This is a genomic window from Neptuniibacter sp. 1_MG-2023 (genome assembly GCF_030547185.1).
Lineage (GTDB): Bacteria > Pseudomonadota > Gammaproteobacteria > Pseudomonadales > Balneatricaceae > Neptuniibacter.
On sequence record NZ_JAUOQR010000007.1, the window covers coordinates 116,235 to 138,904 of the forward strand.

General features: G+C 42.7%; 20 protein-coding genes. 14 read left to right on the forward strand and 6 right to left on the reverse strand.

Annotation, left to right across the window (positions count from 1 at the left end):
• Both glmS and Q4492_RS09860 read left to right on the forward strand, forming a co-directional pair.
• Positions 1-1,824: a glutamine--fructose-6-phosphate transaminase (isomerizing) gene (gene glmS, locus Q4492_RS09855; RefSeq protein ID WP_303417440.1), complete on the forward strand. Its 1,824-nt coding sequence runs from the start codon at positions 1-3 to the stop codon at positions 1,822-1,824.
• A 110-nt stretch (positions 1,825-1,934) separates the two neighbouring features.
• Positions 1,935-3,275 carry a D-serine ammonia-lyase gene (locus tag Q4492_RS09860; RefSeq protein ID WP_303417442.1) on the forward strand — a complete coding sequence of 447 codons (1,341 nt, stop codon included), beginning with the start codon at positions 1,935-1,937 and terminating at the stop codon, positions 3,273-3,275.
• A gap of 50 nt (positions 3,276-3,325) precedes the next feature.
• Here the strand turns inward: Q4492_RS09860 and folE2 are convergent, their stop codons facing one another.
• Complete coding sequence (folE2, locus tag Q4492_RS09865; protein WP_067867962.1) at positions 3,326-4,261, reverse strand: GTP cyclohydrolase FolE2; 936 nt, start codon at positions 4,259-4,261, stop codon at positions 3,326-3,328.
• Positions 4,262-4,791: 530 nt separating this feature from the next.
• On the opposite strand from folE2, the gene Q4492_RS09870 reads away from it, so the two are divergent.
• Positions 4,792-6,282 carry an FMN-binding glutamate synthase family protein gene (locus Q4492_RS09870; protein WP_303417445.1) on the forward strand — a complete coding sequence of 497 codons (1,491 nt, stop codon included), beginning with the start codon at positions 4,792-4,794 and terminating at the stop codon, positions 6,280-6,282.
• A gap of 66 nt (positions 6,283-6,348) precedes the next feature.
• On the opposite strand, the gene Q4492_RS09875 is transcribed toward Q4492_RS09870, so the two are convergent.
• Complete coding sequence (locus tag Q4492_RS09875; protein WP_303417448.1) at positions 6,349-6,546, reverse strand: PA3496 family putative envelope integrity protein; 198 nt, start codon at positions 6,544-6,546, stop codon at positions 6,349-6,351.
• A gap of 309 nt (positions 6,547-6,855) precedes the next feature.
• A complete protein-coding gene (locus tag Q4492_RS09880; protein WP_303417450.1) occupies positions 6,856-7,755 on the reverse strand; it encodes an SIS domain-containing protein in 900 nt (299 codons plus the stop codon).
• A gap of 296 nt (positions 7,756-8,051) precedes the next feature.
• On the opposite strand from Q4492_RS09880, the gene Q4492_RS09885 reads away from it, so the two are divergent.
• The 9 genes from Q4492_RS09885 (at position 8,052) to Q4492_RS09925 (ending at position 18,349) form a co-directional block, all read left to right on the forward strand.
• Positions 8,052-8,648: a YjaG family protein gene (locus Q4492_RS09885; protein WP_303417452.1), complete on the forward strand. Its 597-nt coding sequence runs from the start codon at positions 8,052-8,054 to the stop codon at positions 8,646-8,648.
• 3 nt (positions 8,649-8,651) lie between these two features.
• Positions 8,652-8,930 carry a hypothetical protein gene (locus tag Q4492_RS09890; RefSeq protein WP_303417453.1) on the forward strand — a complete coding sequence of 93 codons (279 nt, stop codon included), beginning with the start codon at positions 8,652-8,654 and terminating at the stop codon, positions 8,928-8,930.
• Complete coding sequence (locus Q4492_RS09895; protein WP_303417455.1) at positions 8,923-9,357, forward strand: hypothetical protein; 435 nt, start codon at positions 8,923-8,925, stop codon at positions 9,355-9,357. The genes Q4492_RS09890 and Q4492_RS09895 overlap by 8 nt, the downstream gene beginning before the upstream one ends.
• A 439-nt stretch (positions 9,358-9,796) precedes the next feature.
• Positions 9,797-10,597 carry a PleD family two-component system response regulator gene (locus Q4492_RS09900; RefSeq protein ID WP_303417457.1) on the forward strand — a complete coding sequence of 267 codons (801 nt, stop codon included), beginning with the start codon at positions 9,797-9,799 and terminating at the stop codon, positions 10,595-10,597.
• Between the two features lie 18 nt (positions 10,598-10,615).
• Positions 10,616-10,975 carry a PleD family two-component system response regulator gene (locus Q4492_RS09905; RefSeq protein WP_067867992.1) on the forward strand — a complete coding sequence of 120 codons (360 nt, stop codon included), beginning with the start codon at positions 10,616-10,618 and terminating at the stop codon, positions 10,973-10,975.
• Positions 10,976-10,984: 9 nt separating this feature from the next.
• Positions 10,985-11,464: a chemotaxis protein CheW gene (locus Q4492_RS09910; RefSeq protein WP_303417460.1), complete on the forward strand. Its 480-nt coding sequence runs from the start codon at positions 10,985-10,987 to the stop codon at positions 11,462-11,464.
• A 21-nt stretch (positions 11,465-11,485) separates the two neighbouring features.
• Positions 11,486-13,609 (forward strand): methyl-accepting chemotaxis protein, encoded by a 2,124-nt coding sequence (locus tag Q4492_RS09915; RefSeq protein WP_303417462.1) that lies wholly within the window; start codon positions 11,486-11,488, stop codon positions 13,607-13,609.
• Between the two features lie 14 nt (positions 13,610-13,623).
• Entirely contained in the window at positions 13,624-17,526 is a 3,903-nt protein-coding gene (locus tag Q4492_RS09920; RefSeq protein WP_303417464.1) for a response regulator, read from the forward strand.
• Positions 17,498-18,349, forward strand: coding sequence for a hypothetical protein (locus tag Q4492_RS09925; protein WP_303417467.1), 852 nt, complete (start codon positions 17,498-17,500; stop codon positions 18,347-18,349). The genes Q4492_RS09920 and Q4492_RS09925 overlap by 29 nt, the downstream gene beginning before the upstream one ends.
• A 22-nt stretch (positions 18,350-18,371) precedes the next feature.
• Here Q4492_RS09925 and Q4492_RS09930 read toward each other — a convergent pair whose 3' ends face one another.
• Positions 18,372-19,310 (reverse strand): NADP-dependent oxidoreductase, encoded by a 939-nt coding sequence (locus Q4492_RS09930; protein WP_303417469.1) that lies wholly within the window; start codon positions 19,308-19,310, stop codon positions 18,372-18,374.
• 162 nt (positions 19,311-19,472) lie between these two features.
• On the opposite strand from Q4492_RS09930, the gene Q4492_RS09935 reads away from it, so the two are divergent.
• Both Q4492_RS09935 and cysZ read left to right on the forward strand, forming a co-directional pair.
• Entirely contained in the window at positions 19,473-19,694 is a 222-nt protein-coding gene (locus tag Q4492_RS09935) for a hypothetical protein (protein ID WP_303417471.1), read from the forward strand.
• A gap of 11 nt (positions 19,695-19,705) precedes the next feature.
• A complete protein-coding gene (gene cysZ / locus Q4492_RS09940) occupies positions 19,706-20,479 on the forward strand; it encodes a sulfate transporter CysZ (protein ID WP_303417473.1) in 774 nt (257 codons plus the stop codon).
• 32 nt (positions 20,480-20,511) lie between these two features.
• On the opposite strand, the gene phoR is transcribed toward cysZ, so the two are convergent.
• Together phoR and phoB are read right to left on the reverse strand one after the other, a co-directional pair.
• Complete coding sequence (gene phoR, locus Q4492_RS09945; protein ID WP_303417475.1) at positions 20,512-21,888, reverse strand: phosphate regulon sensor histidine kinase PhoR; 1,377 nt, start codon at positions 21,886-21,888, stop codon at positions 20,512-20,514.
• A 32-nt stretch (positions 21,889-21,920) separates the two neighbouring features.
• Entirely contained in the window at positions 21,921-22,616 is a 696-nt protein-coding gene (gene phoB, locus Q4492_RS09950) for a phosphate regulon transcriptional regulator PhoB (protein ID WP_303417477.1), read from the reverse strand.
• Between the last annotated feature and the right edge of the window lie 54 nt (positions 22,617-22,670).

The window sequence follows — 22,670 nt, forward strand, 5'->3', positions numbered from 1 at the left end:
ATGTGTGGAATAGTAGGCGCCGTCGCTGCACGTCCTGTCCAGAATATATTGATTGAAGGCTTACGTCGGCTTGAATACCGTGGTTATGATTCTGCAGGTATTGCCCTTCATACAGAGGGTGAAATTAAACGTTGTCGTCGCAATGGTAAAGTGCAGTCTTTGGCAGATGCCCTATCTGAGAACCCATTGATTGGAACAACCGGTATTGCGCATACCCGTTGGGCGACTCACGGAGTACCCCATGAGCGTAATGCGCATCCGCATATGTCAGCCGATATTTTGGCGGTTGTACATAATGGTATTATCGAGAACTTTGAAGTACTAAAAGAAGGGTTACAGGAAAAAGGTTATACCTTTACCTCGGATACCGATACAGAAGTAATTGCTCACTTACTCGCAGAGTATTTAAAAACAGAACCTTGTTTACAACGTGCTGTTGCTCATATTATTACGAAATTAGAGGGTGCATATGCATTAGGTGTGATTCATAAAGATGCGCCTGATCAGCTTGTTACCGCCCGTAAAGGTAGCCCTTTAGTCATTGGTGTAGGTATAGGTGAAAACTTTATCGCATCAGATCAACTGGCATTATTGCCGGTCACTGACCGTTTTATGTTTTTGGAAGATGGTGATGTAGCTGTTTTAACCGCGTCTGATATCGAGGTATACGACTCTAGCAATAAGGTTGTTACGCGTGAAGTAAGTCAGTTTGAGCATGGGATTAGTGCGGCAGATAAAGGTGAGTTTAAGCATTACATGCTTAAAGAGATCTATGAGCAACCGTCTGTTATCAAAGCCTGTATGGAAGGTCGTATTAGTGGTGATAGATTATTAGAGCAATGTTTCGGTGCTAAAGTGGCGACTATATTTGATCAAGTAAAACAGGTTCAAATCATTGCCTGTGGTACTAGTTTCCATGCTGGCATTATTGCTAAGTACTGGATCGAAGAGTTTGTTGGTATTCCCTGCATGATCGAAGTGGCCAGTGAATATCGTTATCGCCCGGTTGTTATTCCGCCCGGAACCTTATTTTTAACGATCTCCCAATCAGGAGAAACCGCAGATACACTAGCTGCATTGAGAGAAGTTCAATCGCGTGTGTTAGCCTCTTTAGTTATCTGTAATGTTCCCGGAAGTTCTTTAGTACGCGAATCAGATCTATGCTTAATGACCAATGCGGGCCCTGAAATTGGGGTGGCATCAACTAAAGCGTTTACGACTCAGTTAGTGGCGTTAATGCTGACCACTATAGCCTTAGGCCGTCGTAATGATCTTACAGCTGAAGTGGAAGCTAAAATTATTCGTGCTTTAAAAGCGTTACCTGAACAGGTTGAACAAGCGCTTGCGATGGATAAAGATATTGAAGAGATGGCGCAATCTTTTGCTGAGAAGCATCATGCTCTGTTTTTAGGTCGAGGCACTTTATATCCAATTGCAAAGGAAGGGGCGCTTAAACTTAAAGAGATCTCCTATATCCATGCAGAATCATACCCAGCAGGTGAGCTTAAACATGGGCCTCTCGCGTTGGTAGATAAAGATATGCCTGTCGTTGCAGTGGCGCCTCAAAACGACATGCTTGATAAGCTAAAAGCAAATCTACAGGAAGTGAAGGCGCGCGGTGGTCAGCTATTTGTTTTTGCTGGTTCTGATCGAGTGCAGGCAGAAGATGCTACTCATGTGCTTACAATGCCTGATTGTGATGAGATTATGCAGCCAGTGCTGTATACCATTCCTCTTCAGCTGCTTTCCTACCATGTGGCAGTATTAAAAGGCACTGATGTAGATCAGCCACGAAATTTAGCTAAGTCAGTTACAGTCGAATAGCTGTCCATGAGCCACTACAATTCGCATCAATTGTAGTGGCTATCTATTCCTTTTTCTTTTTAATTTAAGTGTCACTGTATAGCGCATACTAATAGTGTGGGTACTTAACTATGTCTTTTGTCGATAGAGCATTAATTGGGCAGTGGATAGACAGTGATCCATTGTTTAAGCGTTTAATCGCGACTCAGCCTAGCTTCTGGCTTAATGATCAATTGATCCCTTTCTTTAAAGCTAAATCCAATCTGCCTTTAAGGGTAGAAGATATTGATGATGCGGCTAGCAGGCTTACTCGTTTTGCTCCGTTTATAGCCCTGTGTTTTCCTGAAACTCGAGAACATGGGGGACTGATTGAGTCGCCGCTGCGTAAAATTTCTCAATTCCAAGGTCGACTAGAGCAAGAGTATGGCTTACCTATTTTAGGTCAGCTTTATTTGAAATGTGATAGCGAGTTGCCCATATCAGGATCGATAAAAGCGCGCGGTGGTATCTATGAAGTACTTAAATACGCTGAAACAACGGCCCTAGCATCAGGCCTGTTAAAGGAAGAGGAGTGTTACAGTAAATTAGCTTCCCCGGAGTTGATCGCCTTATTCAACCAGTATCAAATCGTGGTTGGCTCTACCGGCAATTTAGGGTTAAGCATAGGGATTATGGGCGCGTCTTTAGGTTTTAAGGTGAGCGTTCATATGTCGGCTGATGCACGAGAATGGAAGAAAAGCCTATTGCGAAGTAAAGGTGTTGAGGTTATTGAATATGAAGAGGATTACAGTAAAGCGGTAGAAGAGGGACGTAAGCAAGCACTGCAAACGGAGAACTGCCATTTCGTCGATGATGAAAACTCGAAGGACCTTTTTCTTGGTTATAGTGTTGCTGCTGAACGGCTTAAAATACAGTTAGACGAACAGAATATTCAGGTGGATGCTGAGCATCCTCTGTTTGTTTATCTACCTTGTGGTGTGGGTGGAGGGCCAGGAGGTGTAGCTTTCGGTTTAAAGCAGCAGTTCGGTGATAATGTACACTGTTTCTTTGCTGAACCTACCCATTCACCTTGTATGCTCTTAGGGATGTATACAGGTTTACAGGATCAAATTAGTGTTCAAGATATAGGTATTGATAACAAAACTTGCGCTGATGGTTTGGCGGTTGGCAGAGCATCAGGGTTTGTCGGCAAACTTATGTCACCTTTATTGAGCGGTATTTATACGGTTGAGGATAGCGAGCTTTATCGATTATTAGCGTTGCTAAAGGATGAAGAAGCTATAGGGCTTGAGCCCTCTGCGTTAGCGGGAGCGCCTGGCGTTATGCGTTTATTCAAGCAGTACAGTTACCTTGAGCAGCATCAGTTAGTGGGTAAGATGAAGCAAGCAACTCATATAATATGGGCTACGGGCGGGAGTATGGTTCCGGAAGAGGAACTGCAGGAATATTATCGTCTAGGTAAAGATGTATAGCTCTAATAAAAAAGGCTGCCAATGGCAGCCTTTTTTAATTCAATAAACTGTTAAGTGTAATTAGCAGGGCTATAACCCCCCTCGACACCTTTAGAGGCTAAAGCAACTGCATCGTGGGCGTGTAAGCTTTCGAAATGCTCCACTTTTAGCCAGAAATCGGAGTACTGAGTCTGACTATTAAGCGCTTGCTTAAGACGGCGGGCAGAATCTTCACAGAACATCAGGTTATGTCCATTTAAACGGGCAAACTCTTGTTCATCGGCACGTTTAACAGCTGTCTGCACAGGTGTTTTTAATGCTCCTTCAACTAGATCAATAAGATCTGTTAATGGGAAAGCACCCATCTCTTTATTTAGCTTAACCCAAGCGGTTGCTTGGCTACGCTGACTATGAGGTGTTGCAAAGGAGCCTTTCTCAGAGAGTAGCCACTTCTCTACATCTTCAATGTTCAGTGCACCTTTATCTGAAAAATCAGCGGTAAAGGCTTGTTGTAGCAACTGCCGAGATAGGGCAGCAGAACATGGGCAGGTTGAGGAGTATGGTACTCGAGTTGCAAGTTCTAATACTACATCATTGCCTGTAAGTGTTGCTCTTAGCGTTGTTGAGTAGTTTTTCCAACCGCTGTTATCGCTTTTTAGTGCATCTCTTTTAATTAAGAAATCAAACTCAAAGTTTAGAAACACTTGAGTGCTGATATCGTGGTGGCTATCGAGCAGGTGCGATAAAAACTCAGTTAAGGCAGGTACATTCAGCGTTTGGTTCTCAAAAAAGTTGCTTAACGCTAAGTAGAGACGTGACATATGAATACCTTTAACTTTGGGATTAACCAAGTTAACGTAAGTATTTACACGTGCTTCAATGTTATTGACGCCAAGTTTATTGTCTTCGAACTGCAATGGGACGGTAATCCCATTCATGCCCACCCAGTCTAGAGAACCATGGATCTCTGGATTTTGATTACTGGTTACATCAGGCAAATTGGTCATGAATCGGATCTTCCACTTTTTGGTTGCAACAATCAGAGCTTATATATTGAATTTATTAATTCGGCTAAATAAAACCAATTAGGTAGGTCTAAGTTGGTTTGTTCTGCGTTTTATCTGTTATAGATAATTACATGAGGGCACTTTCCTGAGAAAACAAGTATCTCTAGGGAAAATACAGAAAGCAGAACTTTATTTATTAAGGATCTTGAATTTAATATTTTCGTACAACTCTAGTCTTAAAGTATTAATAAATACGAAGAGCGACGTACCATACATCTACCCTAAGGGGTTTTGCAAATATCAGAAGAGAAAATCAATGAATTAAGCGCTTTATCGCTGAAAAAGACAGAAGTTGAAGGTTTTTGACAATAAATTACTACATTTTGCAAGGGTATTACTTGATTCAGAAAGCCGACTTCTACATTGTATAGAGAAAATTATTGATTGAACTATTGATTTAGTCATAACGTCATATGCATAAATATAAAGCCCTTGGGGGCTTACTGCTATGTCCATAGGAGGCCGATAGCATGAATGATCCTGTTACTAACTTTGCAATCAACTTTATTGCATTTGTTGGTATTGTCTTTTTGGTTTTGTTTGCAATTGTTGTAGTTGTTGCTTTGGTTCTTTATCAGATTGATAAACACCAGACGACGCAAACTATCCGTAGAAATTATCCATTGATTGGCCGCTTTCGATATATTTTTGAACATATTGGCGAGTTTTTCCGTCAATATTTCTTTGCGATGGATCGTGAGGAGATGCCGTTTAATAGAGCGCAGCGATCGTGGGTGTATAGAGCAGCGAAAAATGTCGATAGTACTATCGCGTTTGGTTCGACTCGTGATTTAAGGATCCCTGGTACTTATTACTTTCTGAACTGTGCTTTCCCTATGCTTCAGGAAGATGCTGTTCAGACCGAAAGTCTGCGAATAGGGCCTTATTGTGATAAACCTTATGATGCTCCCTCCTTCTTTAATATTTCTGGTATGAGCTACGGGGCTATGTCTAAACCTGCTGTACAAGCACTCGCCAAAGGAGCAAAAAAAGCGGGTTGCTGGATGAATACAGGTGAAGGTGGGTTGTCCTCATTCCATCTTGATTCGGGCTGCGACATTGTTTATCAGATAGGCACTGCTAAATATGGTTTACGTGACAGCCATGGGAAGCTTTCGGAAGAGAAGTTAAAGGAAAAAGCCGAGCTTCAGCAGGTTAAGATGTTTGAAATTAAACTTAGTCAGGGAGCTAAACCCGGTAAAGGGGGGATTCTTCCAGGCGGGAAGGTCACCGCAGAAATTGCTGCGGTGCGTGGTATTCCTGTTGGTGAAGATTCAATAAGCCCTAACCGTCATCCCGATGTTGCTTCAATTTCTGATCTGTTAGATATGGTTGAGCGTATTCGTCGTGTGACCGGTAAGCCTTGTGGCTTTAAAATGGTCTTAGGTGATACTGAGTGGTTGGATGAGTTTTGTGAAGCCATATTAGAACGAGGCTTAGAATCTGCACCGGATTTTATTACTTTAGACAGTGCTGATGGGGGGACTGGGGCTGCACCTATGCCTTTAATGGATAGCGTAGGTTTACCCTTACGGGAAAGTTTGCCTATATTGGTGAATAAGCTGATGGCCCATGATTTGCGGGATCGTATCCGTGTTATTGCTTCAGGTAAATTAATCAACCCAACCGATGTCGCTGCTGCTTTATGTATGGGTGCTGATTTTGTGGTGACAGGGCGTGGTTTTATGTTTGCCTTAGGTTGTATACAAGCGTTGCAGTGTAACAAGAATACTTGTCCTACAGGTATTACAACTCATGATCCAGATTTGCAACGAGGCTTAGTGCCTGAAGTGAAAGCGGACCGTGTAGCTAATTATCACAATCATCTTGTACACGAAGTAGAGATCATTGCGCACTCATGTGGTGTAACTGAACCACGCAAGCTTAAACGCAAGCATTGTGCGATTGTTGTTGAAGGCAGCCGATCCATACCCCTGAATATTCTCTATCCAGAGTATTAAGTAGCTAGAGGTAAGCGAAGCGTTAACGAAATACGCCAGTTCAAAGAACTGGCGTATTAAATTCTATTAACTTCCAAACCAACACTCATCAATATGTGCAGCAAGCTCTTTCTCTTCAAAACGTTGTTCAATCGCACGGCGTGCTTTTAATGCTCGCCTTGAGGCTAGTTTTTTACGAGATAGCTTTTCCTCTTCTTCAAAACCTACCAATAGGTCGAAGACTTCGGTTTGTACTTCATTCAGGTTTTCGGTATTTCTCAACATAATAGCTCCTGATCTTATCCTAACGGTCAGAAGGCCCATCGGTCGGTATTATTTACGTACCGCAATGAGGGGCACTAGTGATTGAGCATGAGATATTGATGGATCTCAAACCCTGTTTAAAAACAACCTTGAACTAGTTTTATTATAGCTGACGCTAAATTTCAAATAGTTTTAGGCTGAACCGCACATCTAAAGAGACGGCTCATAATAAAAATAGGTTGTTTCAGGGAGATGAAGGAAAGATGTAAGAAAGGTGAAAAAATGGGATATAAGCAACGTTATATCCCACGGAGTCGTGCTATTTAGTCTTTATCTTTCGCTTTCAGGAAAGTTCGATGGTTTCCGTAGAAGAGGTCGTTTGTCATTTTGGCGTAACGAGCGCAGGCTGCGTTTAATCGTTTTTAGGTGGTCAACTAAGCCAGGGCCCAGTTTCATGGCTACACCTACAGCCAGGACGTCAATGACAACCAAATGTAATACCCGTGATGACATCAAGGTACTTAGGTCTTTATCTTCTTCTAAATCAATATGGATCGAAATAGTTGATGCCTCTGCAAGCGGCGTGTTACTTGGGCAAAGGGATATAACCGTCGTTCCTGTATCTTTGACTAAGTTGACGGTATGTAGCAGATCTTTTGTTCGGCCCGTTTGTGAAATTGCGACCACTACATCTCGTTCATCAAGGGAGACGGCAGAGATTGCTTGCATATGAGGATCTGAATAAGAGGTGCTAGATACCTTTAAGCGGTGAAACTTGTGAGCAGCATCTGTACATACAGGTGCTGATGCGCCAAAGCCGTAAAACTCAACTCGGCGTGCTTTTGTTAGGCTATTTATTGCAGATTCTACCGTTTCTGTATCGAGCTGCTCTTTAATATTAAGGAGATTGCCGATCATGGAATCAAAGATTTTTTCTTTGAACTCCATCACTGTATCTTTGGTATTCAGTGAAAACTGCTCGTAATTGGTATTACTCGCTAAGCCTTGAGCTAAGGTTAGCTTAAAATCCTGAAAGCCATCGTAGTTGAGTGCACGGCAAAAACGGACAACAGTAGGTTCACTGACATTCGCTTCTGAAGCCAAATCAACAATACGCATATGGATAACCTCATTCGGGTTGCCCAGTACAAAGTCTGCGACTTTCTGCTCAGATTTTCTTAAGCTTCCATGCGCTTCGGCAATCGACTTAAGCAGATTAAACGAACTCAACTAAACACCTCACTGTCTCTCAAGATAAAACCCCTTTCTAAAGTATAACAAGCTTATACATAACAGATCATCTTTTACTGATAATTGTCTCATTTATAAGGTTAAGTCATTTTTTTGTTTATAAATAATAATTTGAATATGAGCACGGTTTTCGGTGGATTTTATAGCTACAGAATTTGTCTCTTTTTACTTAGTCTAACTAAGTGGAGAATAGAATTATTGGTAGGGTCATATTACGCTGCAAATAATCATAAAATCGGTACAATACACACTTTCCCATAGATCTGGTGATTTACATGTCCGAACCGCGTGTTGATAAAGAGTTTTACGATCTTAAAGATTGGCAACTAGCTGCTTATTGTGCCGCGATGTCTGAGCGTATGTTTCCTAACTTTGCATTGTTTGCTCGTTTGATGGAGTTTGGTGAGTTAGCCAAAATGCGTCAGATTCTTGATGGGGTGTGGGATCACCTCAACAATAGCGGTGCGAAAATGAACTTTGACGTTCAGTTGGATAATGTTGAAGCCAACATGCCCGATCTTGATAAGTTCGATATGTATGGGGCATCACCAGCACTTGACGCTATTGTTGCGTTATTTTCCACATTGAATACAGTGCTTTCTGCTGATGCTGGAGAAGTATTAAATGTCTCCAATATGTCTCGTGAGTCCGTAGCAACATTTATAGAGATGAATGCGGATGATCAAATCTCAGATGAAGAGCTGGTACGTTATATCAATACCCATGATCTTATGGTCCAAGAAGATGACTTTCATGCGGATATTATCGAGATCCTACAGGATGACCTTCCTCGTAGAGAAGCACTTGCAGAGCTAAGAGAGCTGGCACATAACGGCGGCTATAGTAATTTGGGTATATGCGATAGCGAGTAATTGATGTTAAAAATAGGTCTAGTACTTCTTGTGCTCCCCGCACTTATTCTGATGACAGTATTTTTTATAGATCAGTCCACCGTTGATGCCTGTATTAAACAAGGGGGATCATATAATTATCAAATTAGTGAATGTGATCTTCAGGAAAAACATCCATTTATTCCTTTAATGGTTCGCTACCCTATGCTCGTCAATGGCATGATGTTGTTATCAGTTATTGGATTGCTTTTATGTATGAAAGGCCTTTTATGGCGCCCTCAAAAAGGATTTAAAAATGATTAAAAAGTTAGTTTGGGGCCTTATACTGTTGATTGTTCTAGGTATATTTGGTGCATGGTTAACACAGGATTATTGGTTGCCTGAGTGGAATCAAGAACTAGCGGAAGAAACGCAGTTGTTTCAAGAGCAGGGGATCGCTTTTGGTAAAGAGAATGATCAACAAGCGTGTTTAGAACAAACATTGAGCAGTTTTGATCGCTGTTCTGGCTTTGCTTGTACCGTTAAGCACGGGAAATTTTTAAATGCCTGTTTAAAGCATGCGGCACCGAGTCCAGATTTTTGTAAAGATGTACCCGCATACAATGAAAAACGTTCAGACGATGATAAAACTTGGGCCAGAGAAAGTTGTTGGGGGCGAGATATTCGAGGGGAAGGTTGTCGATTATTAATGAGGCAGCAGCAATTCTTTTGCTCAACGCAACCACAATAAATATATAAAGCGAACCATAGGGTTCGCTTTTTTTGCTTATTAATTTACAAAGTTTCTTTTCTCTATTAAGTTAAATAGCTGTTTAGAAATGCTTTATTTGCTTGTCTGTCTAAAAGCTGTACAGTGTAGTAAGGGCGCATAAGACGTCATTAAAAATAATAAAGAGATAATGGATGGGGCTGGTAGAAGCATAGCAGCTCGGGCGAAACAACGTTGTACTATTGGTATTGCGTACTTATGGTAGTAGAAAATTTCAATATCAGTGCAGCGGATGCACTAAGTTATAATTCTGCAGTCTTAATTAAGCCATCTCAGCATAAATTTAATGTTGGGCTTACCTATAATAGTGCCTGCGGTTTTACCTATACCATTTCAGCCTATCGAGCTATTCACTATGATGTGAACCGACCCTCTTTTACTACTAGGATAGGGGGCTAGAATGCAGATTGGTTCCATAGGTTTTCCTGAAGACCAGCGAATAAAGCTGGAAAAAATATTCAAACTTTCCAAACAAACACGCTATATCCTTGTTGATCCTGATTTTAATAACCTACCTGATTTAATGCTGGTATTCGGTTTTAATCTAAATGACCATCCTGAGCTTTTAAATCTTCCTTCTAACTATCACTCACGATTGATTTTAGTCGGTCGCGGTCGACCCGCCGATAAAAGTTATGCATACCTTGGTTATCCACTTGTCTCTTCACGTGTTTTACGAACACTAGATAAGATGACAAGTGAAAATGAGGATATGGAATGTCCCGTTGTCGAAACGGTTGAAGAGAACAAATTCAGCAAGTATGAAAATGTGGAGACTGAAGCTGAAGAGCTTTCTTCCACTCGGAATGGTTTTCAAGTGTTAGTTGTTGATGACAATGAAATTATGCAGCAAGCGTTAGACTCAGAACTGCAACAGCTATCCTTGCCAGTCAATGTCCACTTTGCAGCAACAGGCGAAGAGGCTTTAGAAAAAGTCGCAAATAATTCTTATGATTTTATCTTTCTGGATGTAGTAATGCCGGGTATTGATGGTTTTGAAACCTGTGCAGAAATGAGAAAACATTCAGAATTAAAGAAAACCCCAATCATTATGTTGACATCTAAAACCTCACCTATGGATGAGGTTAAAGGAATCATGTCCGGTTGTTCCACCTATTTAACCAAGCCGATAGAGCATGAAGAGTTCCAAAAGGTGATCAGCAGGGTATCGAATTGGGTTGATGAGTTTCAAAAAGCTTAATGATATTGGAGACAGTCAGTGAAAAAAGTTCTTGTAGTTGAAGATGATCCTGTTCAACAGAAGCACATATGTACAGTGTTGGCAGGTTGTGGTGTTGAGGTCATTGTTGCCAGTGATGGTAAGCAGGGCTTAGATAAGGCAAAAAACGAAAAACCAGATTTGATCTTTATGGATATAGTAATGCCTGAGATGGATGGTTTCTCTGCTTGTCGGCAGATCACTACAGATGAGGCCACTAAGAATATTCCTGTTGTGCTTGTTTCGAGTAAAAAAGAGGAAGCCGATAAGGTTTGGGCTCAACTTCAAGGTGCTTCAGCAATGGTTTCTAAACCCTTTTCGGATGAAGACCTGCTTGCGCAGATTAATGCACTGACTTAACAGAGTGGAATGATGGATACTCAGCAAACCAGTATTGATCAAGAAAGTAGTTCCGAGTTTCATCAAATCAGGCATGGATTTGAAGTGGGTAGTTGCCCACTTTTAATATCTGAACAGACACGAGCTGAGGTTGTAAAGTCCCCAGCGATTTGTGCTGTTCCGTCAACGCCGGATTGGTTTTCAGGTTTTATCAATCACCGCGGAGAAACGGTGCCAGTGTATGACCTGAATAAATATTTACGGGTATTAGATGAAGAGGAAGATGCTCAAGATTGGGTTTTGCTGATAGATGACCATCCCAATACGGTAGGAGTATTTTTAAAGTCTCCGCCGCAAAGCGTGGCAGACCCTGAATTGCTAGATGAGGTTGCCGTAGGGCTACCGGAAATCATTGAAAAAGCGATACGTCATGTTTACCGCGATAAAAATAATAAATGGTTTGAAATTGATCATCGTCTTTTGTTTCTAGCCTTAAAAAAACAGTTCTAAAAAGTACGGAGAGTTAGATCTATGCAATCGTTTTGGGAGTTTAAGAACGTACGGATACCGATTAAGTTTGCCATTGCGTTGGCATTACTGTGCGCGGGCTTGATCTTTATGAGTGCTTCTTACTATCAGACAATCGTTCTGCAAGAAAAAGCACAGGCACGTTCACAGCAGTTGAATGACTTCCTACTTTTAGTTAGTCGTATTCAAGCCAATGTTTCTGAAGCGCGTTATCAGGAGAAAAGTTTCCAAGCTGAAAAAGAGATGAACCAGCTAACCATGTATAACGACATCATGGGAACGGTTGATGCAGATATTCTCAGCTTAAAATCTTACTTACGTACAGATGAAGATAAAGCCCTTGTTGAGCAATTCCAGACCATTATAGATCAGTACCAAGATACTTTTTACGACGCTTCAGAAGCGAGTATGGAGATTGGTTTAAGTAAAGAGGCTGGGCTCTCCCAAGATATAAGGACACTTATCTGGCAGACTGAGCCACTCATTTTATGGCTTGAGCGTAGTTGGATTAGGGAAGAGCTGAGTACTTTAAGTGCCAATCTAGATGAGTTTGTTGCGAATGATGGACAGACGGTTAGCGCGTCTGAAATCAGTAAGAACTTAGTCCGTCTGAAAAACCAAATCGAAGCAACGACCCTTCGTTCTGCTACTCAGCGTGCCTCGTCTGAAAACCGAAAAATTGCAGTCGATAACATGGTTCAGATTGAAGAGCTGTTTGCTCAACTGGCCGATTCTGTAGAACGTAAACATACTCAATATACACAGCTTCAAACGATTATCGCTAAACTTGCTCCCAAAATTGATGAAGTAACCGAGTTAGCTGCTGAATATAAAGTTCAGAATGACAACTTGCAGCTAGATGATATGAAAGAGATGGCAACATACTTCTTCATCTCAATGGGTTTGATGATCACAGCATTAGCGGTATCAATGTCGATCGTAAAATATGGTGTAATTGATCCACTGCGTAAAATACAGAATGCGATTGACCGTGTACGTAAAGGCGAAGTGGATGCTCGAAGTGAACTAGATAGTAAAGATGAGCTTGGTCAGCTATCTGTTGTATTGGATAGCATGCTCGAAGAGAAAGAGAATGCGCTGCAAGTTAAAGAGGCAGAAAACAAACGCCTAAACGCCTCAATTATCTCTTTGATCCAAAACGTATTCCAAATCTCTCAACGAGACCTAACGGTTCGAGTACCTGTAGCTGAAGATGTGACGGGTGCGATATCTGACTCCGTTAACCAGTTGGTTGAGTCGATTGAATCGGTACTGCTCGAAGTTAATGTAGTTTCCGGCCGTGTAAACACCGCCTCCGCACAGGTTAAATCGCAGTCCGAAACGGTCCTTAGCTATGCGGAGCGAGAGAAAGAGGAGATCGGTGAAACGTTGGATGGTCTTGATTCAGCCATTAAAGCGATGGAGTTAATCTCTAAGCTAGCGGTGATTTCAAACAACGCCTCTCAGAAAGCGATTAAAACATCAGAAACCGCTATGGATTCTGTATCTCAAACAATCGATAGTATCAATAAAATACGTCAGACCATCCATGAGGCGGAAAAACGTATCAAACGACTAGGTGAACGTTCGCAAGAGATCGGCGGTATCGTAAACCTGATCAACAACATCTCAGAACGTACCCATGTGCTGTCACTGAATGCGAGTATGCACGCGGCATCGGCTGGTGAAGCAGGTCGAGGCTTGATGGTGGTGGTAGATGAGGTACAGCGTTTATCTGAGAACTCCCGTGAAGCAACCTCTGAAATTGAATCCCTAGTAAACAACATTCAGTTAGAGACTGCGGACACTATCAATGTAATCAACAATGTAATCAGTGACGTTGTTGAAGGTACACGTCTTGCCGAGGAAGCGGGTGAGCGTATGGGTGAAACACGATCCACTACACAAACCTTGGTTGACTCTGTTGTGCGTATTGCACACAGCTCAGTTAAACAGGCGAAAGTGGCAGAGGAGCTTCGTGAACGTGCGACAAGCATTAATGAAACTACCCAAGCGACGAATGCTGAGATGCGCCAGCAGGCTGAACTGTCTGATGAATTGGTAGATGCGGCCCAAGAACTGCAGAAATCAATCAGTGTATTTAAATTGGCCACGACTGAACACTAATAGGATAGAGATCAATGTTTGATCCTAAACTAGCCATCGAGTGGCTGAATGCAAAACAAAAACTCTGTCTAAAGATGGAGTTGCCGCTGACTGAGTTGATCGTCGAGTTGTATGAATATGTCGACCAGTTCAGTGAGCACGATCTGCCAGGATTAGCCGATTTCTTAGCACTTTATGCTGAGTTGTTAGAATCCCTGCCGGAGGAGCATATTAAACAGGTAGACCCTGTAATTCACCGTTTAGCGGAACAGTTGGATGGGGTCTTTGATGGTAACCCATCGACAGTGGCACAAGGTTTAGTGAGCTGTTTACGGGATGTTGCTTGGGCTGAACCTCTACCAGAAGAGGACAGTGGATTTTTGCTAGAGCTGCTGGAGCTCGATTGTCGGCAGTTAAATAGTGTCGATGAGCTGGATCACTCGGAGCGTACCGATGCTGAGTTATCGGACGCATCTATCCCGCCATCGGTTGATCTAGACCTAGATATGACGCCGGATCAATTGGTTGAACAGCCGTCATCCGAGTCTTCTCTTGCACCTTCACCTGCGGTTGAAAGCGCTTTCCCTGGTCTTTTTGCTCTATTAACGGATATGTCTGCAGGGCTTCCTAATTTTAGTGAGGAACATACTGAGCAGTTTTATGAGCAGATCGATACCCATTCTGAGCATGATTGGTCAGGATTCTCCGATCTTCTGGCGCTTTATGGGGAGTTATTAGCCCAGTTAAGCGATACGGATTCAGCACCTTGTGCAACCGCGCTGAATCAAGCGATTTTAGGATTATTGTCACAGCCTACAGCTGACATGATTGCACCTATACTCGCCCTTATGACCGATCAGGATTGGCCTGAGCCCGTTGCTAGTGAAGATACTGAGTTTTTAAGTGAACTCTTAGAACAAGATTTAGAACGTTTGAACTCAGGCACCTTCGTTGCGAATGAGGTGGATGAGGACGAAAGTATTGAACCACTAGCGTTAATTAAAGAGGTGATTGAGCCGTTAGAATCTCAAGATTTAGATGGAGATATCGAATCAGATCTGCCATTAGAGGCTAGCCTGCCTTTACCTGAACCTCCTAGCTTTTGTTCGATTGATTTTACTCTTTTGCAGGAAGAAGGGCCGAAAATTGAGCCGGCAGTGGTTGAGATGCTCTCCCAATCAGTTACCTCTTTAGCTGAGCAATGGCAAGAGAACTCACTCAACCCCAAATTGCTCGATGAGTCCCGCGATCTGTTAGCTACGGTTATTCGTGCATTAGATACGATCAATCTTATTGGTGCGAAAGTGCTGGTGGAGGGATTAATACTCAACTTAGATTACTTGATTGAAAATACTATACCGCTCACTGTTGAGTCGAGTGAATCTATACATGCGTGTTTGACCGGTCTACAAGAGTACTTTGTTGATATTAGTGTATATGAACGTCAACAAACCTTACTCGATCAATATGTTGATACCCAGTTACCTTGTCGACCTACAGTGGAGCAAGCTTCTTTTATCATGGGGCTTTTAGCTTTAGCCTCATTGCAAAGTAGTGGCGATATAGAGCAAGAAACAGCGGGTGTAGATGATATAGAGTTACAAGAATCAGAAGATATAGATCCTCAGCTCCTTGATATGCTTCATCATGAGCTTCCAACTTTATCGGATGACTTCTTAAATAATATACAGAAAACCTTTGCCGATTCAGATAAAGAGGCTCTACGCAGTGCCCAACGTGCCGTACATACCCTAAAAGGTTTGGCAAATATGGCGGGTATTAAAGGCGTGGCAAACTTAGCGCATCGGCTTGAAGATGTAATGGAGTACCTGACGGGGGCTGATCAGTTACCCTCAGGTTCCCTAAAAAATGATCTTTTTGAAGCGGCGGACTGTCTGGCTGCAATGTCAGAAAGTGTTATAGAGGGAACGGCTGTACCGGATAATGCTTTGCAGGTTTTACAGTTGATAATGGATTGGGATTATCGACTCAAAACAGAAGGCTTGCCGGCCCTAGAGCAAGACAGCTCATCCATCATTGAGGGTGCCTCTATTGTTGCTGAGCAAAGACTGACGGATCAACCTCAACCCTCTGACGATAAAGCCGCAAATGAAAATGCGGTAGATGAATCGCCAGTTTTCCGTGTTCCTCGATCTATTTTGGATAACCTGTTTCGTCTGGCGGGTGAATCCAGCACTTTGAATACACAGCTTGATGAAGAGGTTACTCAACTTCGAGGGTTTACACGAACTAACCGCGAGCGTCACCGTATATTACAGCGTGTACTTTTTGAGCTTGAGCAGCAGTTTCAGGAGCAGATTAATACGCAATCGGAGCTTGATGAAAGCTCTGACGATTTTGATCCATTAGAGATGGATCGCTATAACGAAATCCATACCACCATCTCCCGTGTACAAGAGGCGGTTGCCGATGTACGTGAGATTCAACAAGAGATGGAGGGACGTATCCAGAGTTTGAGCTCGTTACATATAGCTCAATCAGGTCTGCAGAAAGAAACCCTCGATAATGTTTTAAGTACTCGATTAGTTCCCGTTAAAACGATTACCTCCCGTTTGCAGCGGATATTACGTCAGGCGTGCCGTGCAACCGATAAAAAAGCCAACCTTATAATCCAAGGTGAAGATACACTGGTTGATAGCTATATCTTGAACCAGTTAGCGGATCCATTACTACATATCATTCGTAATGCTGTTGATCACGGTATTGAAACCCCTCGTTTACGAGCCCAAAGAGGGAAGCCTGAAGAGGGTTGCGTTACGCTCACATTCTCACTCCAAGATGCCATGATTGATGTGAAGTGCAGGGATGATGGTGATGGGATTAATACGCAGCGCGTGTTAGCGGTTGCTGAAGAAAAAGAGCTGATTGAGGCGGGCTTAGAGCTCACCGATGATGAGATTAATCGTTTGATTTTGATCCCTGGTTTTTCTACCCGTGGAGAGATTAGTCAGTTGTCGGGCCGTGGTATTGGCATGGATGTGGTCTATCAGCAGATCCTACGTTTACAGGGCACCTTAGATATTTCTTCTCACAGCCGAGAAGGTACAGAGCTTCATTTAGCTATGCCTGCCAGCTCGTTGATGATCCGTACATTATTGGTTCGTTGCGGTAAGCAGGTTTTTGCCCTTGCTGGTCATGGTATCGAGCAGAGCTTGATCTCACTAGATGGTAAATTTAATCATCAGGGTGATGAGCTTATGTTTCAGTATGGAGGGGATGATTATCCCGTTTATATGCTTGAGCATCTTCTTGATGAGCGCGGTTACAACTACCTAGAAGCTGAGGCTATTCATCCTGTTTTGATTGTGAATATGGCGCAAGGTGAACGGGTTGCTGTTTTAGTGAAAGAAGTTATCGCACATCGTGAACTCACGTTTAAACAGATGAGTGATTACCTTCCAGATCTACCTGGTTTACCAGGATTAACGATCTTGGCAAATGGGCAGGCGGCTCCGATTGTCGATCTTCCAGGCCGTATTCGTTATAAACGCTCAGTGTTCAATGAACAGCCATTAATGGTTGAGATTGAGGCGGAGTTAGAGTTGCCAAGAATCTTAATAGTGGATGATTCTCTTAGTGCGCGTAAAACGATTGAGACACTATTGAAAGATACTGGTTATGAGGTTATGACCGCGATCGATGGCCTAGATGCATTGAACCAGATGCGTAAGCGTCAGCCGGATATGGTTATCACCGATATGGAGATGCCGAGAATGGGTGGGGTTGAGTTAGCAACAGTGATTCGACACCGTAATGAAACTGCGCATATTCCGGTAATAATGATTACTTCTCGTTCTACTGAAAAGCATAGACAGGAAGCCGCTGAAGCTGGTGTCTCTGCATATTTAACAAAACCTTGGTCTGAAAACCAGTTACTGGATCAGATCGATGACCTATTGGCTGAAGTTTGTACCTGATAAGGGGATTGCTTTTATGAAGGGATTTCAATATTTAATATTGAGTTTGTTATTTATGAGCACAGTGGTTTCTGCTGAAATAACATCTGTTGAAGCACTTATTAACTCATCCTCAAATCAAAATAGACTTAGCCAAGAGATGCTCAAAAACTATATTTTAGTGGGTATGTCTGTACGTGCGAGAAAGGCTGAGCAGGATCTTAACGCAGCAATCGTTGAGTACGAGGCCGCAGAAAAAGAGATACTTAACTATGTTAATAAGCATGCTTCTGACCCATCGCTTTCTTACAATACAACAGATACGGTCGGTGACGCATTTAGGAAAGTGTCGGAACATTGGAACGTTGTAAAGCCGTTGTACGAACAAGAACCAACAAAGGAGAACGTTGAGAATGTACGTGCGCAAACGGAACTGCTTCTGAAAGAGTGGATGTTGGTCACTGCTGAGGTTAATGCTAAAACTGAGAGTGCATATGGAAACCTTATCAGTACAGCCGGGTTTGTGCGTATGTTATCTCAGCGGGTTAGTAGCCATTATGCATTACGTGCCTGGGGTTTTAACGACCGTTACTCTGAGCCCTTTATTGAGTCCTTACAGTTGTTTGAACAAAATAGGGATGCATTAGAGAGTAGTAAGTTAAACAGTGATCAGATAAAAAGTGAGCTAAATAAAATACAGAAAGACTTTAAGCGTTTTAAAGATCTCTCTGATATGGATGTGAATAAAGCGTTATTACCGCTAATTATGCGCTCTGCAGAAAAAATCACACAAAGTATGGATAAAGTAACAGCGATGTATCAGGGGCTAAGTGTTAGCCCCTAAGTTGGTTATCCACTTTGATGAATTAGATAGTTAAGACTAGTTTCCCTTTTACTTTACCTGTTCGACTTTCATCAAAGGCTTGTCCTAGGTCTTCTAATGGGTAGGTGTTTGCTAACTTCAACTCCAGTTTTTTATCTACATATAAGCCTGCCAGTTTATCGAGTTGCTCGCTGTTAGGTTCGACACGTATAGGCTCCACCTTAACTCCAGCTGCGTTGCCAGCAGCGATTACTTCATCTTTGGTTACTGAAGGCAATGTAACTAAAGTACCGCCAGTTTTTACGCAAGCTAAGGCTTCAATACCCACGTCTCCGCCCATACAGTCAATTACCAGATCAACATTTTCTACATGGTCAGTAATCTTCTGCGTGTGATAATCGATGACTACATCAGCGCCAAGGGATTTCAGGAAATCGTGATTTGTACTTGAGGCTGTTGTAATGACTTTTGCGCCAGCCCAGTGGGCTAACTGAATGGCTAAATGACCTACACCCCCAGCACCGGCTAAGATGACAACTTGTTGTGATGCTTGTAGATTCCCTTTATCAAACAGAGCTTGCCAAGCCGTTAGGCCGGCTAAGCCTAAGCCCGCCGCAGCGTGAACAGGAAGTTCTGTAGGTCGTAAGCTGATTTGATCGGCAGGTGCTGCAATATATTCAGCAAAGCAGCCTGCGCGCTCAGGAAACCGAATAAACCCAAAAACGGCGTCACCTACAGTGAATGTTGTCACATCACTTGCGACTTTCTCAACTGTACCTGCAAACTCCCAACCAGGGACAAAAGGTAGATCGCCGATAAACGGCGCTGCACCGCCGCCGCCACAAGTTTTCCAATCAATCGGATTAACGCCCGCTGCTTGGTTTTTTATTAAAACTTCCCCAGAGTTAAGCTTGGGTTCTGCTAATTCTGTGTAGGATAAGGCTTCATTAGATCCAAATTGACTGATCTGTATTGCTTTCATTTACAACTCCAACGGCTGAATAAGTAACCCTTACCAAAAAGTAAGTTATATAACCTATACAGGGCAGCCGAGAACACTGTTTTTTGGTAGGCTAGCTATCTTTAGGGACTGATAAAATGATAACGAGTTCCTCTTTGATAGCAACAAGTAAAGGCGAGAGTAATGTATCTGGCAATAATAGAGCAGTTTTTGTTTTGGGGTGGGTTGTTGGTTTATCTTGTTTCTTTAGCAATGTATGCCGGTAGAACTAAAGATTACAAGTCACTGATCGAGTTTTGGAAGCCAACGATTAATATGACTAAGCGCGAATTTAATGTGAATCGTGCTGGTTTGACTATGATGGTTGTCGCAGTGGCCATCCGTATAATTAATTTTCTGATTTAATAAAGGCGATTATGAAAGGAAATCCTATTCGAGGTGCTGGGTATCTACTGCGAGGATTGCAGATGCTACCTGATCCACAAATTCGGCCCTTTGTGCTAGTTCCCCTTTTAACGAATATAGTGCTTTTTATTGGTGCGATTTGGCTATTATTTAGCCAGTTTGGTGGCTGGGTTGATAAAATGATTTCAGCTTTTCTACCCGACTGGGAGTGGCTATCGTTTCTACACTACCTTCTCTGGCCGGTAATGGCTGTATTAGTCTTTGTTATGGTTTACTACAGCTTTACTATAGTTGCGAACATCATTGCGGCTCCTTTTAATGGTTTCCTGTCTGAGAAGGTTGAGAAGCGTCTAAGAGGCGATGTGATTACTGATGAGGGATGGAAAGCGGTGGTTGCACTTATTCCGCGATCTATTGCGCGCGAGTTATCTAAACTGGCTTATTACCTGCCTCGGGTATTATTTTTGTTAGTACTGTCGTTTATCCCTGTGATTAATATTATTGCGCCATTTTTGTGGTTGCTGTTTGGCGCTTGGATGATGGCGATTCAATACTGTGATTATCCAATGGATAACAATAAGGTCAGCTTTAAAAATATGAAGTTGATGCTGAAATCGGATCGACTTACATCGATTGGTTTTGGGGGGTTAATTCAGCTTGGGATGATGATCCCGATAGTAAACTTGATTTTGATGCCTGCCGCCGTTGTTGGGGCAACTATCTACTGGGTAGAAGCTCATGCGTCTGTTGAGATTGATCTTAATCAGAAAAAATTAGAGCGCTAAGGCATTACCAAACTACATCTAAGTGTTAACGCTTAGCTTGTAGTTTGGTTATCTTCAGCTGGGTCCTGCTTAAAACCAATCAGTTTTTGCTCTTCATAAGCGTTATCTTCAGGTTCTAAACGGGCAGTGATAATTTCTGTTGGGAAGTGACAGGTAAATGTGCTGCCTTTACCTACTTTACTCTTAATGGTGAGCTGGCCGTGGTGACGTGCTAAAACATGTTTTACGATAGCTAGCCCTAACCCTGTACCCCCACTCGCTGATGAACGGCTTTCATCGACTCGATAGAAGCGCTCGGTGAGACGTGGTAAATGGATAGATTCTATACCGGGGCCATTGTCTTTTACTGCGAAATGCCCCCCTTGTTTATCGACCCACCAGCTGATCTTAATGGTACCGCCTGCAGGCGTATAGCGTACGGCATTATAAATCAAATTAGAGAACGCACTATGTAGTTCTATCTCTTGGCCTGAAAGGTCATGTAATGGATCAATATCTAAGTTGAATTTATGACCTTTTTCAAGAGCAAGCTGTTCTGCCCCCTCCATAATATGTTGAATCACACTATGAATTTGGATCGGTTGCTCATCAGAGATCTGGTGGCTAGCCTCAAGTCTGGATAGTAGAAGCAGGTCAGAAACTAAGTTTTCCATACGACGAGCTTGTTGTTGCATTGAGCTTAAGCCACGAATGAGTGGCCTTGGTAACTCTTGGTCTAAGAAGGTTTCTAAATAACCGCGAATAACCGTTAAAGGGGTTCTAAGCTCATGGGAGGCGTTGGCGACAAAGTCCTGTCGGGTCTGTTCCAAGCGCATAATACGAGAGACATCACGGGCGACGAGTAAGCGGTCAGCCTCACCAAAGCGGGTGATCTGATATTGAATTTTTAGATCAGAATGTGCCGGTGAAGGAAGCGTAATTGGGTCGCTGTATTGTCCGCGTTTGTAGTAACGTACAAAGCGGGGATCGCGAAGTAGATTCATAACAGGCTTGCCTTGGTCGGCTTGGTCATTCAAACCAAGTAGCCGGTTAGCGGATTTGTTCCACCACTCAAGGTTGTTGTTTTGATCGATAATTATAATGGCATCTTGCAGCGCTGAAGTAGAATCTTGAAAGCGTGCAATGATATTCCGCAGCAGTGTTTCTCTTGAACGTTGGCTACGTTGTAGGCGGGATAACTCATCAAATAACTCTCCCCAATGGCCTGTAGTTTCAGGGAGTTCAATCTGATCATCGTTTTTGTGGAACCAATCCATCAATTTATTAAATTGGCGGATTTGCAGTAGGGCCCAGCCGATAAGGCCCAAGCAGATCGTCCAACTTGGATAGCCAATGATCAGCCCGACTATAAAAGAAGCACCACTCACTACCATTAGACTGGTCAACATTGAGTGGCGATTTTTTTGCATATTAAACCCTAATAAAAACGATGAAAAAAATGTTAGGCAACGTTAGCAGAAAACCTATAGCCTGTGCCGCGCACTGTTTGTACCAGATAATCATGTCGAGCGCCAAGGGCTTTACGTAGACGACGGATATGCACATCCACCGTACGCTCTTCGACATATACATTGCCTCCCCAAACCATATCTAACAGCTGGCTACGGGAGTATGCGCGATCTTGATGTGTCATAAAAAATTGTAATAGACGAAACTCTGTAGGTCCTAGATCAATAGGATCTTGTTCTGAGGTTACGCGATGGGAGATAGGATCAAGAGTAAGGCCATCGACGCTTACCGGTTCTTCAATCCCTTTAGGTGTTGTACGACGAAGTACCGCTTTTAAACGCGCTACTAATTCGCGAGGAGAGAATGGCTTAGTGATGTAATCATCTACACCGGCTTCCAGCCCTTTGATCTTGTAATCCTCATCACCTTTAGCGGTTAGCATAATAATAGGGATATCGGCAGTCGTTTCATCTTTGCGTAAACGGCGGGCGAACTCAATACCGCTAGTGCCGGGCATCATCCAATCCAATAAGACCATATCTGGTTTATCGTCTACGATCAGGCTGTGGGCCTCATTAGCGTTCTCCGCTTCTAAACAGTTGTATCCAGCCATTTCTAGTGCAACTGCGATCATTTCGCGAATGGGCGCCTCATCATCTACGATAAGTACGCTTTTAGAGTCAGACATGGTGTTATTGCCCTTTATATTTCAATTTATCGACGGGGCTATTAGAAGACAATA